A 15,230-nucleotide genomic window follows, 5' to 3' on the forward strand; every position below is an offset into this window, starting at 1 on the left:
GGGATTAGAAGGGGCTCTCCGCGGCAACGGAGGGCCTCTTCGTTTTTTATGACCTGAACCGGTTGCGGAGCGTAAGTCGGGCGGACGCTTCGGGGCATCTTCCACTCGGAGTCCACATCTCTGCGGCGGCGACCGGGGTTTCGTCGCCCCGTCCCCGGGACGGTGGTCCGTCGCCGGTTCGCACGCTTCTCTCGTCCCGAGCGTTCGCGCTCGGGGGCCCGTACAATGCCGGCTTAAGGCGCATGCCTCGCGTGCCCCATCGGTTGCCGCCGAGGGGACTTCACGTGGGACGTGCGCCCAATTTCCACCTGGACCAGCATGTGGGTGTCCCTGTCCGGACTCTGAGCCCGGACAGGGACACTCGGAAAGGCGCGTCTCGTGCTCCATTCCGTCCCCCCGACCAGCAAAAACAAGCCGCCGGCCTCGGCGAACAAGGGCCCGTGGGTGAGCGCCGCGGTGGCCCTGCACTCGATGTACCTCGGCTTCGTTGTGTACCTCATGAAGCATGGGCAGCCGGTGTACCTGGCCTTCGGGCTGGCGTTCCTGCTCATGCTTGGCTCCGGCGTCGCGCTGCGGCTCGCGATGCCGCCCTCGGCCGGCGGCTGGGGAGTCACCCTCCCGCTGGTGAGGATCGGCAAGGCGGTCCTGCGGCCCTGGCTCACTCCCGCCTCGCCCGACGAGGTCACAGCAAAGCGGTCCTCCGATGCGGAGGAGGAGTGACGTGACGGCCGTCGACCCCGCGACCTTCAGCTTCACCGGGTCCACTGCGCTCGACCAGTACTTCGTCTTGACGGCCCAGGATGGCGAGGCGGGAACCCTCAGGCTGATCTGCCAGCACACGGGCATGATCCCGCCGCGCGCGTCCGCCCTGCTCAAGGGCATGCGCTTGGTGGAGATGCTCGCCAGTTACGAGCCTCCGGTCGCGGGCCGTCCCATCACCTGGCTGGAGTTTCTTCTCACCGCCGAGCCGGAGCACGCAGTCAGCCGCATTACGGCCACGGGGTTCGGGCGCAACTACGCCTGGGAGCTCTTCCGCGAGTTCCAGACGGCCGTCTCGGTCGCACGCTTCCAACAGAACCAGAAGGACGTGCCGACCGACTCTGACGACCTGCCACAGCCCGACCCGGACGCCGACCTGACGCTGGAGTTCTCCATCCAGCTCCGCATCGCGCGTCGGCGAGGCGGAGAGCGCTCGTACTCTCAGCTGGCCGCGATCACCGGCGTCTCCAAGGCCACCATCGCCCGAGCCTTTACCGGCAAGCAGCTGCCCAGCTGGGGACTGACGGGGTTGCTCCTGGAGTGCTTCGGCGTTAGCCGCGAGGAGGCGTTCGGCATTTGGCGGCGCCGCTGGCTCCTTGCTCTCGAGCAGCGCAACCCCGTCGGCCTGCACGACACCAGCGACGCCTTCGGCGAGCACTCCTTCGCCGTCAAGGAGCATGTCGACACGACAGCCGAGCGCGCCGAAGGTCCCGCGCCCACCCCCTCCCAGGTCGACACGACCGATGAGGAACCCACCGGCACGCCCGCTGGCGCTCCTGACGGCATGGTCTGTGAAAGCTGCGGTGCCTGGATGGTCGATGTTCCACGGCACCAGCAGTGGCATCGGAACCTGGCGAAGGTCGGACGTCGGGCTCTGCGCGGTGCCGCGCTGCCCGAGACCTCCGGCGACCGGCCGCCGAGTCACCCTGTGCCGTAATCCCTGAGTAGCTGAGCGACTGGTTCAGCGGTGAGAGGGCCCGGTTCGCTTTCGCCGGGCCCTCTCGCTTGCTCGGAGGAGTTGCCCAAACTCATGAGACGGCACAATTAGCTGTCGTCCTCGCCGAGGGCATCGATGATCCGCTGGGTGTCGGTGTCCTCTTGGCCGTGGATGCATCGGGCGTAGGTCTGCAGCAGGATCGGCACGGTGTTACCTGCTCGCCGCGCGACTTCCGGTGCGGGAACGCCCGAGTTGAGCCAGAGCGACAGCGCCGCATGCCTCAAGTCGTAGGGACGTCCGGCCAGGCGGGACGAGGCCAGGTGGGGCGGCAGGGCCAGTTCCCGGGCCTTGGCCCACGTGTCTAGGTAGCGCGTCGAGTCCAGAGCCTGTCCCTGCGGCCCGGGGAAGAGGCGACCGTCCTTGGCCGTCCCGAATTTCCTCATATGCTCGTGGAGCGCGCGGACGAGTTTCGGGGGGATCGGCACGTCCCGTCCGTCTCCCTTTGCGCGATGCTTGAGCCCGCGTGTCTCGTGCTTCTTGCCGTCGTCGGTCCATGCTCCCCCCACGCGAGTCGTGGCGTTGGACAGCATGAGAAGGCCAGGGCCAGCCTCTGGCAGCTTGCAGTCCTGTTCACGCAGAGCCACGACCTCTTCCGGCCGAAGCCCGGCGTAGTACATGCAGGCGAAGAACGCCTCCAGGCGAGGTCCACGCTGCTTTTCCCAGACGCCCACGTAGGTGACAGCCGTGAGCAGGTCCCGGACTTGGCGAGGGGAGGCCACCACTCGGGGGTCGATCTGGCGCGGCAGGGTCGGTGGGCGCCAAGCCAGTCTGTCGACGGGGTTGTGCTCCAGCAGCCCTCGCTCGACCGCGTAGTTCAACGCGTTCGTCAGGACCGCCCGGTGCCGGGCGAGGGTGCTGGGTTTGGCCATCGAGCCGTTGTCCAGCGTCCCCAGGATGCGCAGCAACTGTCGCAGTGTGTCCAGCTCGTTCAAGTTGGTGATCGGTAGCGACCGCTCCGCAACCCACGCCAGCAACTCGGCCTGTTCGGCCGGAATCGCGGCTTCGTCGACGGGACGAAGAGCCCAGTGCCGGAGTGCGTTGCGCAGAGCCGCTTCGTTCGCCTTCTCGTAGGGCGACGACAGCATGAACAGCGTGATCCGGGTGAGGCCGGATGCTGCGTTCCGCCGGCTGTTGCCCGCCGCCTCGGGCCACTTCATCGCTGCGTAGGAGCGAACGAACTCGTACCACGTGACGGCTTTCAGCTCGGGGCGCATCGACGGGGGGAGGCCGTTGGCGTCGACGTCGAAGTGCTCCCCGCGGCGGGCCGCCGCGACCAGGTCGTTTCTGAACTGCTCGGCGAGTGCGGAGGTGAGGTAGGAGAGGTGGAAGGGCCTGCTGTCGACGGTCCAGCGGACCTGGTAGGGCTTGCGTCGCCCCTTGCGGAACTGGGTCTTCCAGAACTGCACGTTGCCGATGCGCACGGTGGTGTGGTCTCGCTTTCGAGGGGCTCCGGCCCGTTCGGGGCGGGCCGGAGCGGCTTGATAAGTCAGTGACGGGGAGCTGGCGGTAGGGGCTGCGGGGGCGAGGTCACGTCTGCTCTTCGAGCCAGGCGAGGACATCCGCGGGGCGGTAGCGGATGTGCTTGCCGATCCGACGGCCTCGGGGCCCCTTGTTCTTCTGGCGCCAGCCGTAGACGGTCTGCAGGGGCACGTGGAGAAAGTGGGCGACCTCCTCCACGCTCCAGAGCCGGTTCAGGGGGAGGCCCTCTTCCGGGTTGACCTGCATGGCCAGGGGAGACGTCGTCATGATGGGGATACCTCTTCCAAGAGGTGGCGGCCCCGGCGGGGTCTGCTGGCAGGCGTCGCTGCCGGGGCCGTCCACAGTCGGTGGGTTGCTTGCTCGGGTGTTCACACGGTCTGGCGGTCGCGGGGCGCGGGGAGCGGTCGGGTGAGGCCGTTGGTCAGGGCGCGGTGGACGATGCGGCGGGCTTGGCGTTCGAGGAGTCCGCTGGCCAGGCCCGCGTAGATGAGTTGGTCTTCGACGTCGGCGGGGCTGAGCCGCGCCCAGGTCAGCAGGCCGCCGACCTTGTAGGCCAGGGCGGACAGTGCGGCCTTGCGTCCGTCGGTGAGGGGTGCGAGCTCGGCGGCGCCGCGGTCGAGGACGGTGCGGACATAGCCTGCGGCGTTGCCCTGGCCTGGTGTCGCGGGGACGACGGTGGGCGGTGGCGGAGCGGGCTTCGGGCCTGCGACACGGCGGATTTCCTCGAGGAGCCAGTCGGGCATTCGGCCGGGTGCGTGCGGGGATCCGCCGTGGACGGCGTAGGTCCCGGAGCTCGTCGTTGCGCCGGGGGCGATGCCGTAGGACCACCCGGCCTTGATGTCGATCTGCCAGCCGAGGGCGGACAGGGCCTGATGGAGGTGGCCGTCGGGGGCGCGGTACCAGAGGTGGCGTCCGCCGGACGGAGTGTGGACGCTGACGGGCTGGTAGTCGGGTCCGCTCGGCCAGGGGCATCGGCCACCGCGAACGCGGGCCAGCAGATGCATGGCGTCGATGCCGTTGCGGATGCTGTCGAAGCCGCCGGGCACCTGCTCGTCGGACAGCGGGATGCCGGGCAGGAGCTGAGTGGCGGGGGCGCCGGGCGGTTGGTCGCTGTGGGTGTCCAGGTCTATGAGGACGAGGCCGGACGGTCCGGCGGCGATGGCGGGGACGGCGTGGGGTGCGCGTCGCCACCAGGTGGTGATGCGGTCGGGGTCGGTGGTGGCGGCTCGGACGCCGTGGCACCACTGGCCGTCCGGCAGACAGGGGCAGTGGGCGTAGTCGTCGCCGGGGCAGTGCGGGTTGTCCTGGCAGTCCAGGCAGTTGGCCAGGGGGCGCTTGTTGCTGGGGGACAGGGGGAAGACGTGCCAGCCGAGGGCGGCCAGGTTCAGGGCGAGCTGGACCGGCCGGACGGCGGTCGGTTCGGTGACGGCCATCAGGGGCTCCTTCCAGGCGGTTGAGTGCGGGTCACCGGGGACAGGTGCGTGCGGGGCGGTGGAAGTGACAGCGCCGCTGAAGAAATCCGGGAAGTGCGGGCCGCCCTGGTGCGAAGGGCGCGGAGACATCCCCACTCTTTTTCCGCGTAAAGGGGGTGTGTTTCGAGTGGCGCGTACCCACCCCAAAAACAGGGCCTGACCTGCTGAAATGGTGGGTACGCATGGCGCGTACCCAGGCCCGGCCAAGGCGCGTACCCAGGCCCATCGGGGGACGCGGTGCGTACCCGGCGCGTACCCGGCCCGCGTACCCACCTCTTTGCAGGTATGACCTGGATAAATGTGAGTTCTTGTAGATGTGGGTACGCGGGGTACGCGCCTCGGCCGGACTCCACGGGACGAACGGGGTGGGGATGTCTACTCGTCGTCGCTGAACAACTCGCCGCGGAAGACGTAGCAGCGGGGCTTGGACCCGCCGATGCGCCGAGCGATCTGGTAGATCGGTCGCTGCTTGGAACCGGGCGGGTGCTCGTGCAGCGCCTTGGCCTCGCGCCACCCCTGCACGACGGCCTCGAGCACGTACCCGGCGCGGTCCAGGGCTTCGTGGACACGTTGAGGCAGGAGCGCGATGGCGTTCGTGTCGTCGCCGACCTGGGTGCGGACGCCGATCCATCCGCCGGGCGGGGCGACGGGACGTCCGGAGTCGTACAGCCGGTCGGAGTAGCTGGCGATGTACTCCTTGATGACCTCCAGGGCGAGCTGGGCGCGGTTGTCGCGGGGGTCGTCGGCGACGAACAGGGTCCGCCAGGTGGCGTCGGGAAAGGACGGGAACGGCACGATCTCGAAGTAGTGGGCGAGTTCGGCGGCCAGCCGGATGGTCGCGACGAGCGGTGCGCGGCGGCGGGCGATGGTGGTGGCGTCCTGGCGGTGCAGCGCGGTGAGTTCGGCGTGCCGGGTCAGGAGCTTGTCGGGGCCGTGGGTGTCCAGGTACTCGCGGAGCCGGGCGACGAAGGCGGGGCCGGCCACGCCGTAGTTGGCGGTGACACCCTCGCGGAACGCCTCGGCGTCGCGGCCGGAGTGTTCGCTGTTTCCGAAGGGTGCCCCGGCCAGGTCCAGGACGCGGGCGGAGATGCCCTGGTGGGTGGCGAACGACAGGGCCGAGCGCTCACCGGTGGACAGCAGGATGGTGCGCCACCGGTAGGTGCGCCAGTCACCCATGCGGCCTTTTCCCTGGTTCTGGGTGACCTGGTACAGCATCTCGGAGACGGCCTCGGGCTTGCCCGCTAGCTGGGTCTCGTCGAACAGGACGGGGATGCCGTTCCCGGCCAGGGCGAGGCGGGCCTCGCGGTAGGCCTTGCTGGTGGACCAGCTGGTGATGGCGCCGCTGTTCTCGTCGGGGTCGGCCCAGGGCGACAGGCCGCCTTGGGCGGCGGTGGTCTTGCCGCGGGAGGAGGTGCCGCCCCAGTTGAGGGTGAAGGAGCTGACGCCGAGGATCCGCAGGAGAGAGGCAGCGAGTCCGGTGTAGACGCCCATGGCCGCGGACGGGTAGCGCCGGGTGATCTGGACGGCGTTCTGCCAGCCGGTCAGCGAGCCGTGTTCACGGTGGGCGTCCAGGGCCGACTGCTGCTGGTGGTCGACCCCGTGGACCTGGTAGGGCTGGCCGCTGGCGGCGACGAACTCGCCGTCGGCCTGCCAGCCGAGTGCGCGCGCGATGGTGACCTCCTGGATGGTGTCGGTGTTGGCGGTCTCCACGGCCGCCAGAAAGCGTTCGGCGGACTTGGCGTCGGCCTCGGTGATCGGGAGCCCGCGCCCGCCGAGCTCGCGGACGAGCATCCGGCCGCTCTTGGCGATGGCGCGGGGGACGGTCGCCGAGCGCCAGCGGTGGCGGTGCCACCAGGCCAGCTCGACGAGCTCCTCGCCGTCGGGGGCGGTGAACACGCGGGTGACCAAGACCGGGCCCCAGGCGACCCGTTCGGGCGGACCGTCGATCCGCCACCGCCAGATCGCATCCGAGGCGACGGTGTAGGAGTCGGGGATGACATAGCCGCCGTCGACCGGCGCGCCGGGCAGCTCCAGCAGGGCAGCCAGGCCGCCTTCGGCGTCGGACTCGGCCGGGGGCGCCTCCACCCCGTGCTCGCCCAGCCACTCGGTGGCCGCGGCGTCGTCGGGGGTGGCGTCCTGGGCAGCGCGCTGCAGGTCGGCGACGACCTGGCGGAGGGTGCGCTCGTCCGGCGGCGGGTCCTCCTGGGTCTTGCGCCACAGGTGCCGCGCCTCGGCGTACAGGTCGGAGCGTCCGGCCCGGTCGAACCGGAACAACTTGTTCCCGACCCGGGCATACGGCCAGCCGTACTCGCTGAACCGCAGCTGCAGGTGCTCGGTCAGCAGGGTTAGGGCCCGGTCGTGCTTGGTCGGGCGTCGGCCTTTGGCGTCGGCCGAGGGGTCCTGGTGGTCGGTGGAGCTGGGGTCGCTGGGGTCCTCGGTCTGGTCTCGGCGACGGTCGTCTTCACCGTCGTGATCACGTGTCATGTGCGACCCTTCGTGCTGCGTGTGTCGCGTGAAGCCCCCAGGCCCGGGGGCTTCACGCGTGTGCGGGGTGAGGCGGGACGGTCAGATGCGCTCGCGCGGCTGGACCGCTGCGTGCAGGTAGGGCAGGGCGACCGGGTCGGCCGGGGCGTGCGGGTTCAGCGGGATCCAGATCGGCGCGGTCAGGTCACCGGCACGCACGAGGTGGCTCAGCAGGACCGCGTGTGGCACGGCCGCGACGGCGACCTCTCCGCTCTTCAAGCCGCTGTACCTGGACTGCTCCAGCAGGCCCCGCACCAGGTCCATCCGGCGGGCCGCCCGCTCGGCAGGGCCGGTGATGACCACCAGCACCGGGGGGAACCAGTACCCGCTGGAGGGGTAGCGGGTACTCCAGCTGGACGGACTGCTGGCTCGGGACGACGCGTGGCGGTGCTGGCGATACCGGGCGTAGGCGTGCAGCTTGTCTGCCAGCCGGTACGCGCTCATGGTCGACCGGTCCACCTCGACGAACAGCACCGGCGGCACGCCTTTGTCGACCATGTCGGGGGACGTGCGGATGAGCGCGTCGGTGATGACCAACGAACGGCTGGACAGTCCGGTCGGGTCTACGGCGTTGCCGGGGCCGTGGGAGACCTCCACCCGGCAGTCCAGGAGGGAGGCTTGTCCGGAGGACTGCAGGGCCGCCAGCACGTCGGTGACGGCCAGGGCGTGGTTCTGCAGGGGGCCCGCAGCTTTGGCCGCCGTCATCCGGTACGGCCTCGGGGTGATCTCCGAGGCCGCCTCGGCCGCGTTCGCTCCGGTGCGGGTCAGGAACCACACCTTGGCCTGGGTTCTGCCGCGCAGTCGGACAGCGCCGACCAGCCCGGCGCGCGCGAGCTTGCCGAGCTCGGCGCGGACGTACCGGGATGAGGTGCTGGTGGGGGTGAGGATCCGCCGTAGCTGTTCGGCGGTGGCCATGCGGCACTGGTAGAGCACCAGCATCGCCCCCGCGCCCCCGTGACTGATCGATCCAATCGCGGGATCGAGAAGGAAGTCGCCGCCTTCGGTACCCTTGACACGCATGCTGTGACCAGCGGAAACGCCGCTTCTGCGGGAATTGCGGCTGGTATCGGGGTCGGTAGCGCCTGCGGTATCCCCGGCGGCACCACCGCCGGTACCGCGAGCGGTACTGGTCTGCGGCGGTTTAGTGGATCCGACGACGGTCAGGTGGGCACGGCGGAGCGGCTCGGCTCCGCGGGTTTCGTCTCGCATACCCACTACAGGTGCATCGGCTCGCCAGAAGGTGACAGGTGATCCTGGTGAGTTTCTGCCCCGGGCCGGACTGGTCCCCGGCGATGAGCGCCCCGGCGCTCCTACCTCCCGAGGAGCGCCCCCTCGCATTGCTCCTCCTGCCGAGGTGAGCGCTCCCGCCGGTCCGAGGAGCGCGCCTCACCGAACCAGGAGCGCGCTCCTGGGACGTCACGCGCCCGTGGTTCTCCTGAGCTCGGCGAGGAGCGGACCCTTGACACACCCTTGCCAACCCCTTGCCACGGTCCTTCAACCAGCGGAAATGCGAAGACAACTGGGGTGCTTCTTCCGCGCGCTCCACCGCGAACGTGTGCGGGTCGGAGCGCGCTCCTCAGCAGGGAAGCGTTCCTCGCGGAGCGGGAGCGCTGCGGCGGGTGTGCCAGGTGGGGTTTGGGTGGGTGAAGAAAAGCCCGGACGGCGCTGGCCGTCCGGGCTGGCGGGGTCGTCGGTCGGGCGTCAGTGGCGGGTGCGGTTGTAGCGGCCGGTGGCACCGGGGCGGTTCTGGCGGCCGGTGCCGCCGCAGCGTCGGCACGCGCGGTGGGCGTCGGTGAAGTGCGAGCTGTGCTTCTTCCCGGTGCCGCTGCAGCTCCGGCAGGGGCGGAAGGGGTGCCGTCGGATGGAGACCAGGTAGCTGCCCAGCAGGAGCAGCCCGAAGACCAGTGCGAGGAACAGCAGACCGCCGGCGCCGGTCGCGTCGTGGTGGAGAGCGGGCGGGGTGGCGGGGGCCGGGTTGGGCGGCGCGGTGTTGATGAGGCGGACAAGTTGCAGGGACGCGCGAGAGATGTCCATGAGGGACTCGCTTTCGACCGGGTGGCAGAGGCGCGTGGGATGAGGCGTGCGTGGGCGCGCCGGAGCGCGCGAAGGTGCTTGGGTGGGCCCGCGTGTGCGGGCGGGCATTACCGTGCGTGCGGGGACGGGATCGTCTCGCGGGATCGTCTCGATCGTCTCGCCGGTGGGGGCCTCGTCCACCACGTGCGCGCGTTGGGCCCTGGTGAGACGATTCGCGAGACGATCGGGTGAGACGATTCGTGAGACGAACCCGCACCGCTGATGGTTACTGTTCGTGTTCGCCGGTGGGGGCGTGGCCGGGTAGGTAGTAGCGGGTCGCGGGGCCTTGCCCGGCGCGCGCGATGACCTTGTGCTTGTAGAGCGCGGCCAGCCATCGGGCGGTGGTGGAGGCGGGCTCCTCAAGGAAGGCCACCAGTTCGCTCCGGCGGGCGCCCTGCGGGCCGCGGTCGGCGAGGAACCGCAGGATCGACTTGCGGACGTTGTCGGGGACGGTGGTTCCGTCGATCGCCTGCTGTGCGGCGAACAGGTCGTCCAGTTGGGTGGCCTCCTGCGGTGGGGCGGCGGCGGAGTTGACGTAGGCGTCGATCTTGTCCACCAGGCCATGGGCGGCCCTGTCGACCTCCTGTTCGTCGGTGGTGTCGAACCCCCAGTCCCGAGCCTGTCCGTCCGGCGGGCCACCGTCGCCGGGAGCCTGGTCGGACGGCTCGGAGGGTGACTGCCTCGAGGTGGTGTCGACGGGGGGTGTCGGTCGCGCGCCGGGCCCTGAGGTCGACGCAGTTTCTGACGGCGTGGCCGAAGGGCCGGCCGCAGCGGTCGCGGGCACCGGGACGGGGTGCCGTTCGGCGTAGCCGGGCAGATTGGCGGCGATCTCCGGTTCCAGAGTGGCGTCGGCGGGGCCGTAGGCGGCTGCCAGAGCCTGCACTGCCTCCGGCTCGTACAGGGCGCGGGTGCGTCCGGCCTGCCAGGAGCCGCCCTGGCGGGCCAGCAGGACGACGCCTTCGGCACCGTCGCCGTAGGTGGACATGTCGGGGCAGCCGCGGGACTCCCAGTCGGGGACGGCCTTGGTCATCTCCTTGGTGCTGGAGACCCGTCCGACGACGGTGGTGACGGCGTTGGCCGAGCCTTCCTTGTCACCGGTGTGCTGGACGACGTTGCGCTGCTTGGCGGTGACCATGGCGATGGCAACGGACCGGCCGCGTTTGTGGATCTTGGCGATGACCGGCTTGATCTCGGGGGCGATATCGGAGTCGTAGCCGGAGGCGGTGTCCTGCTCGTCGACGATGACGATGACGGCGGGGGCCGTCGGTGACGGCTTGTGGGTGCCGCCGGCGCAGGCGATCGCGCGTTCGTCCAGCAGGCCGTCGATCCACTCGAAGATCTCGATTGCGGTGGCCTCTTCGCCGACTCCGGCCTTGTCGTGCAGGTAGGCGCCCCACAGGGAGGGGATGACTTCCTTGCCCAGGTCGATGGCGACGACCAGTACGTCGTTGCATTCGGCGGCCTGCTGAACGATGTTCGACAAGACGTTGGACTTGCCGCCGCCGTTGGACGCGACGATCTCGGCGTGCCGGGCGCCGCCCTTGTCGAACAGGACCAGTCCCAAGTCTTCGCCGGTCTCGGGGTCGGTGCCGAGGACGAACGGGCCGTCCAGGATGGACCGGCTGCCCTTGGCCTTGGCGGCCTCGGCCGGGCCCTGGTCGACCAGCGCCGGGTGCGGGATCTCTTCGGCCCACATGTCGCGCATCCGGATGGTGATCCAGATGATGCGGGCGTTCTTCTTCTCCTCGTCGACCTGGACCTGGTCGGCGCCGATGCCGTAGCAGCGGGCGATCTGGACGCCGAGGTCCCCGCGTTCGAGGCGGGCGCCGGTCGGGCCGTCCACGCCGACGTCCACCTTGAAACGGACACCGACGCGGGTGGTCTTGGTGGCCAGCAGCCGGGACCCTTCCAGCCCGGCGAGCCCGGCGATGGTCTCCCATCGGGCCTGGAGCTCGGCGGTCCGGCGGCGCTGCTTGAGGACGTCGGACCAGGTGTAGGCCGACCACAGGCCGCTGGCTGCCAGCGTGTACCAGAGCAGGACCGGCAGGGTGGTGACGCCGGTGTGGGCGGCCACGGCCAGCCAGGTGGGGATCGCGGTGGTGATGGCGGCGATCGCACCGGAGTAGCGCGGGGACCCGTGGGTCTTGTAGGTCGCCACCCAGGCGGCGAGCGCGGCGGGTGGCGCGAACGCGGCGAGTGTGAGCGTGTCGTGGGCCAGGTAGTGGTGGCTGAGCTGGCCGGCCGGATAGAGGGCAGCGAGTCCGGTGCCGAGACCGCGGGTGTCGGGTGACTGGGCGACCCAGCGGATGTAGCCGCGCATCGCGGCGCGCGCGACCAGGCCCGACCGGCTGGGGTGCCTGCGCGATCCGCGCTGGGTCTCCCACGTCGGCGCCATGGCCTCGGGCACCGGGAAGTCGTCGTACCGGGACCTTCGAGCCCCGCGTTGGCGGCCGTTGCGGGCGGCGAACCGGCCGAGTTGACCGACGCGGGCGAGCTGGGCGAACTGGACTGAGGAACGGCCGTGTCGGGCCGGACGACCATGCATGCGGGATCTCCTTCCCGAGAGGGCGGACAGAACGGCACCGTCCCGGGAGTTCCGGAACGGTGCCGTGTTCGGCAGGATCAGGTGCGGCGGGGCAAGCGCCTCGGGACGCGTTTGGGGCGTCCGGAGGAACCGACGATGCGGAGGCCGCGGGCGGCCACCGTGCGGGCGTCCTCGAAGTAGTCGGCGAAGTTAACGGCGGCCTGGCGGGCGAAGGCTGCGGACTGCTCCAGCTCCAGGGCCGCCTGTTCCACGCGGGCCAGGACCGGCGCGGGCAGGCCGCGTTCGGCGAGTCCTTCGCTCCATTCCTCCACCAGGTCGGATGCGACGGCCAGCAGGTCGCCGATCCCCAGGCAGGTCGCGAGGAACTCGCCATCGCTGTCGGGATCATCGAATTCCACCAGGTAGCCCCGGTGACGGCGTGGAGGCATCAGCACTCCCTTCCAGAGAGCGAGCGGAGTTGAGAGAGGAAGAGGGAGGTCAGGCGGGGTCGTCGCCGGTGAACTCGATCCCGGCGTCGGCGACCTCGCGGGCCTCGGCGAACCAGACCTCGAACGAGACGGTCGCCATCGCGGCGCAGGCCGAGGCATCCACCAGTCCCTCGGACGCCATGTACAGCGGCCGGACGACGATCGGAGGGAGGTTGCGGATCGCGACCTGGTCGGTCCACTCCTCCACGGCGCCGGCGATGCCGCGCAGGATCTGCATCAGCTCGGCGGCGGTGTCGAGGAACTCGGCGTCGGTGTCGGGGACGTCCAGGCGCAGCGGACCCAGCACTCGCATGCGGGTCTGTGCCCGCTGGGGACGCCGGGCGCGGCCGTTGCGGCGACGTCCGGTCGGGGCCAGCCGCTGGGCCTCGCGCCGGGTGGCCGGGCGATTGGCCGCCGCTCCGCCACCTCCGCCGGGCCCACCGCCCGGACCAGCGGCCTGCGGCGGTGGCCCGGCAGGGCGTGCGGCGGGGCTTCGACCGGGTGCGGCTGGGACGGGCCGGGACCCGTTCGGGCTGGCCGCAGGATTTCCCGCCCCTCCAGGAACAGGACTGGACCCGCTGCCGTTCGGGCCGGCCGGGACGGGCGTGCTCCCGGCCGGGCTCCCGTTCGGCCCGCCGGACGGCTTGGGCGAAGGCCCAGGCGAACGAGGCTGAGACGGCCCCGCAGGTCCGGGCGGCTGGGGCCCGCCGGGCGGGACCACCCTGCCCTGCAGAGCGGGACCGGAGCTCCCGGAGCGGGTGGGCTTGCGGCGGCGGAAGAACGTCGCGGTTCCGCCGTTGGCCTCGCGCTGCTGCCAGCGTGCCTCGGCCCACGGCTTGGCCGCCTTGCCCTTCTTCCACGCGCCGCGCGTGCCGTTGCCGACGGCTCGTCCGCCCAGGTCGGCGAGCGCGTCGGCGAGCATCGTCTCGCTGGTACCGGGCGCACCGGACGCATTCCACGCCTTGACCAGCAGCGAATCGGTCCGCGGCGGGCGACGATTGGCCTGGGGGCCATGCTGGGCCCGGTTCTTGCGGACGGCGTGGACACCGCCCGCGAACCCGCCCGCTCCCAGCAGCAACAGCTCGATCACGACGCACCTCCGTGCTCCGGGTCGGACAGAACCTGCGGGACGCGGTGCCCGTGGTCGGGGCGGCGGCGCAGGTCGGCGGCCACCACGGCCGCCCAGAGGCCGCCGTACAGCGGCCACTGGACGGCGGCGACGATCCACCAGGGCACCTCGAGGCCGAGTTGGGCCCCGCCCGGGGCCGCGAGCAGGAACATCCACGCTCCCCAGGTGGGGCGGTTCCGCCAGACGGACGACGTTGCTTGGCGGAACGCACCGGGTTCGGGCGTGCTCGCGGCGGTGTTGTTGATGCGGGTGGTCACTTCAGCCACCCGTCCATCGCGCCGGACAGCGAGTGCAGCGGACCCAGCAGCGCCCGACCGATGGAGGTGCTGGCGGCCAGCAGCCCCCAGGCGACGAGCGTGACCATGACGATGCGCGACGTGGCCTGGAACCAGAACAGCACGACCAGGACGCCACAGAGCACCAGAAACAGCGTCATCGGAACTCCTAGGAAGACAAGCGGCCTGGCCGCGTCGGGGCGGCCAGGCCGAAATGAGTGAAGAAGGGGGAGCGCGGGTCAGGCCGTGCGCTCCTGAGCGGTCGTGAGGGCGTATCGGTCGCCGAGCTCACAGATCTGGCGGGCGGTCTGGTCACCGACCAGCGGCTCCAGCGGCTCGTACAGGTCGGCGACCAGGTCGAACCGGTCCGCCGGGGCGTCGGCGGACGCGAGCTCGTCCAGCACCGCCGCGATGGGGGCGTCCAGCGCCGGGATGGCGGCCGGAACGCGAGCCTGGCCGGTCGCGAGCGCGTGCTCGGTGGCGGCCAACGCCGAGATCAGCACCGCTTCGTCGCGCAGCGCGGCCGACAGCGGGCGCGGGACCCCGTCGGTGGTCAGCTCGAAGCCATAGGCGGCGGTGGTGGTGTCGGCCTGGACGGCGCGCTGCACCGCCAGGTCGTACAGAAGCTGGGCGCGCCGGGTGGCGGGGAGCCGCCCGTGGAACTGCCCGATTAGGGACTCGGCGATCAGGCCAGCCTCGACGTACTGCTCGGCGGCGGCCTGGGCTCGCGTCCCCTCCAGGGCCTGGCCGTAGGGCTCAAGGTCCGTCTCGGCGGTCGTGGCGTTGGGGGTCATGCGGCTACCTCTCGTTGTGGGCGCACGCCGGATAGGGCTGGTGCAGTGGGCACTTGGTGAAGGCGGTCCGGAAGACCTGGACCGTGAATCTGCTTCCGTCGCCTCGGGCGACTTCCAGCCAGAACCACGTAGGTCCCGCGCAGTGGGCAGGTCCGGGCGGGTGGCAGTTCGGGAGGACGGCTCGGGTCGTTGACACCCTCCCGACGGCGCTGGGCGTCCGGGGGAGGCAGAGCGAAAGGAGCAGGAGACCGCTCATGGTGACGGCGGCACATGCCGCCAGCCCAAGAGTGGTCCGGCGCACCAGGCGGACCTGCCAGCGAGGGCCGGTTGGGCTAGGCATCCCGGACCTGCTGCGCCTGCCCGTCCGGAGCCTGCGAGTCGGCGTCCTCGGCCCCGTCCGGCCGGGGCGGGCTGGAGTGCGTGCGGGACCGGTGGCGGTCGATCTGTGCGAGCGCCCAGCTGAACACGCCGACTCCGACGGCGAGCGACAGCACGATCGCCGGTCCGGTGCTCATCATCAGCAGGTACGTGACGAGCAGCCACAGACCGCCTGCGGTGGCACCGGCCACCATCAGCGCGTCCGGCAGGCCGAGCCGGGCCATGGTGCGCCCCAGCCAGCCCGCCGAGTTGGATGCGTCCTCATCGGCGGCAGGCTTGGAAGCGGTACGAAGCGGGTTGCGTGACATCGAATGAACTCCTCACGTTGTGAAGGATGTG

The 15,230-nt window shown here is 70.9% G+C and carries 15 protein-coding genes; 2 read left to right on the plus strand and 13 right to left on the minus strand.

Features of this window, described 5'->3' with window-relative positions; translation table 11 throughout:
* Positions 1–444: 444 nt before the first annotated feature.
* Both AB0L06_RS01445 and AB0L06_RS01450 read left to right on the plus strand, forming a co-directional pair.
* Positions 445–720: a hypothetical protein gene (locus AB0L06_RS01445; protein WP_500228920.1), complete on the plus strand. Its 276-nt coding sequence runs from the start codon at positions 445–447 to the stop codon at positions 718–720.
* Position 721: 1 nt separating this feature from the next.
* Positions 722–1,696 (plus strand): helix-turn-helix domain-containing protein, encoded by a 975-nt coding sequence (locus AB0L06_RS01450; RefSeq protein WP_500228921.1) that lies wholly within the window; start codon positions 722–724, stop codon positions 1,694–1,696.
* Positions 1,697–1,803: 107 nt separating this feature from the next.
* On the opposite strand, the gene AB0L06_RS01455 is transcribed toward AB0L06_RS01450, so the two are convergent.
* The 13 genes from AB0L06_RS01455 to AB0L06_RS01515 form a co-directional block, all read right to left on the minus strand.
* Entirely contained in the window at positions 1,804–3,177 is a 1,374-nt protein-coding gene (locus AB0L06_RS01455) for a tyrosine-type recombinase/integrase (protein ID WP_500228922.1), read from the minus strand.
* Positions 3,178–3,283: 106 nt separating this feature from the next.
* Positions 3,284–3,502, minus strand: a complete 219-nt coding sequence (locus tag AB0L06_RS01460) for a helix-turn-helix domain-containing protein (protein WP_500228923.1) — start codon at positions 3,500–3,502, stop codon at positions 3,284–3,286.
* A gap of 101 nt (positions 3,503–3,603) precedes the next feature.
* The gene (locus AB0L06_RS01465) at positions 3,604–4,668 is read right to left on the minus strand and encodes a bifunctional DNA primase/polymerase (protein ID WP_500228924.1); all 1,065 of its coding nucleotides are present in this window, start codon (positions 4,666–4,668) and stop codon (positions 3,604–3,606) included.
* Positions 4,669–5,082: 414 nt separating this feature from the next.
* Positions 5,083–7,191: a DUF927 domain-containing protein gene (locus AB0L06_RS01470; RefSeq protein ID WP_500228925.1), complete on the minus strand. Its 2,109-nt coding sequence runs from the start codon at positions 7,189–7,191 to the stop codon at positions 5,083–5,085.
* Positions 7,192–7,272: 81 nt separating this feature from the next.
* Positions 7,273–8,250 (minus strand): replication-relaxation family protein, encoded by a 978-nt coding sequence (locus AB0L06_RS01475; protein WP_500228926.1) that lies wholly within the window; start codon positions 8,248–8,250, stop codon positions 7,273–7,275.
* 681 nt (positions 8,251–8,931) lie between these two features.
* Positions 8,932–9,264 carry a hypothetical protein gene (locus AB0L06_RS01480; RefSeq protein WP_500228927.1) on the minus strand — a complete coding sequence of 111 codons (333 nt, stop codon included), beginning with the start codon at positions 9,262–9,264 and terminating at the stop codon, positions 8,932–8,934.
* Positions 9,265–9,529: 265 nt separating this feature from the next.
* On the minus strand, positions 9,530–11,848 hold the full coding sequence (locus tag AB0L06_RS01485) for a hypothetical protein (protein ID WP_500228928.1): 2,319 nt from the start codon (positions 11,846–11,848) through the stop codon (positions 9,530–9,532).
* 77 nt (positions 11,849–11,925) lie between these two features.
* Complete coding sequence (locus AB0L06_RS01490; protein WP_500228929.1) at positions 11,926–12,276, minus strand: hypothetical protein; 351 nt, start codon at positions 12,274–12,276, stop codon at positions 11,926–11,928.
* 49 nt (positions 12,277–12,325) lie between these two features.
* Complete coding sequence (locus AB0L06_RS01495) at positions 12,326–13,405, minus strand: hypothetical protein (protein ID WP_500228930.1); 1,080 nt, start codon at positions 13,403–13,405, stop codon at positions 12,326–12,328.
* Complete coding sequence (locus tag AB0L06_RS01500) at positions 13,402–13,710, minus strand: hypothetical protein (RefSeq protein WP_500228931.1); 309 nt, start codon at positions 13,708–13,710, stop codon at positions 13,402–13,404. Before AB0L06_RS01500 ends, AB0L06_RS01495 begins: the two co-directional genes overlap by 4 nt.
* On the minus strand, positions 13,698–13,880 hold the full coding sequence (locus AB0L06_RS01505) for a hypothetical protein (RefSeq protein ID WP_500228932.1): 183 nt from the start codon (positions 13,878–13,880) through the stop codon (positions 13,698–13,700). The genes AB0L06_RS01500 and AB0L06_RS01505 overlap by 13 nt, the downstream gene beginning before the upstream one ends.
* Positions 13,881–13,958: 78 nt before the next feature.
* Complete coding sequence (locus AB0L06_RS01510; protein ID WP_500228933.1) at positions 13,959–14,513, minus strand: hypothetical protein; 555 nt, start codon at positions 14,511–14,513, stop codon at positions 13,959–13,961.
* Between the two features lie 332 nt (positions 14,514–14,845).
* Positions 14,846–15,199, minus strand: coding sequence for a hypothetical protein (locus tag AB0L06_RS01515; protein ID WP_500228934.1), 354 nt, complete (start codon positions 15,197–15,199; stop codon positions 14,846–14,848).
* Between the last annotated feature and the right edge of the window lie 31 nt (positions 15,200–15,230).

Origin of the sequence: Spirillospora sp. NPDC052269 (genome assembly GCF_040679435.1) — a bacterium.
Classification (GTDB): domain Bacteria; phylum Actinomycetota; class Actinomycetes; order Streptosporangiales; family Streptosporangiaceae; genus Spirillospora.

What these genes read in the sequence shown, in the direction of transcription:
- AB0L06_RS01460 (WP_500228923.1), bottom strand. Translation starts at nt 3,502, where the DNA reads ATGACGACGTCTCCCCTGGCCATGCAGGTCAACCCGGAAGAGGGCCTC.
- AB0L06_RS01465 (WP_500228924.1), bottom strand. Translation starts at nt 4,668, where the DNA reads ATGGCCGTCACCGAACCGACCGCCGTCCGGCCGGTCCAGCTCGCCCTG.
- AB0L06_RS01470 (WP_500228925.1), bottom strand. Translation starts at nt 7,191, where the DNA reads ATGACACGTGATCACGACGGTGAAGACGACCGTCGCCGAGACCAGACC.
- AB0L06_RS01475 (WP_500228926.1), bottom strand. Translation starts at nt 8,250, where the DNA reads ATGCGTGTCAAGGGTACCGAAGGCGGCGACTTCCTTCTCGATCCCGCG.
- AB0L06_RS01480 (WP_500228927.1), bottom strand. Translation starts at nt 9,264, where the DNA reads ATGGACATCTCTCGCGCGTCCCTGCAACTTGTCCGCCTCATCAACACC.
- AB0L06_RS01485 (WP_500228928.1), bottom strand. Translation starts at nt 11,848, where the DNA reads ATGCATGGTCGTCCGGCCCGACACGGCCGTTCCTCAGTCCAGTTCGCC.
- AB0L06_RS01490 (WP_500228929.1), bottom strand. Translation starts at nt 12,276, where the DNA reads ATGCCTCCACGCCGTCACCGGGGCTACCTGGTGGAATTCGATGATCCC.
- AB0L06_RS01505 (WP_500228932.1), bottom strand. Translation starts at nt 13,880, where the DNA reads ATGACGCTGTTTCTGGTGCTCTGTGGCGTCCTGGTCGTGCTGTTCTGG.
- AB0L06_RS01510 (WP_500228933.1), bottom strand. Translation starts at nt 14,513, where the DNA reads ATGACCCCCAACGCCACGACCGCCGAGACGGACCTTGAGCCCTACGGC.
- AB0L06_RS01515 (WP_500228934.1), bottom strand. Translation starts at nt 15,199, where the DNA reads ATGTCACGCAACCCGCTTCGTACCGCTTCCAAGCCTGCCGCCGATGAG.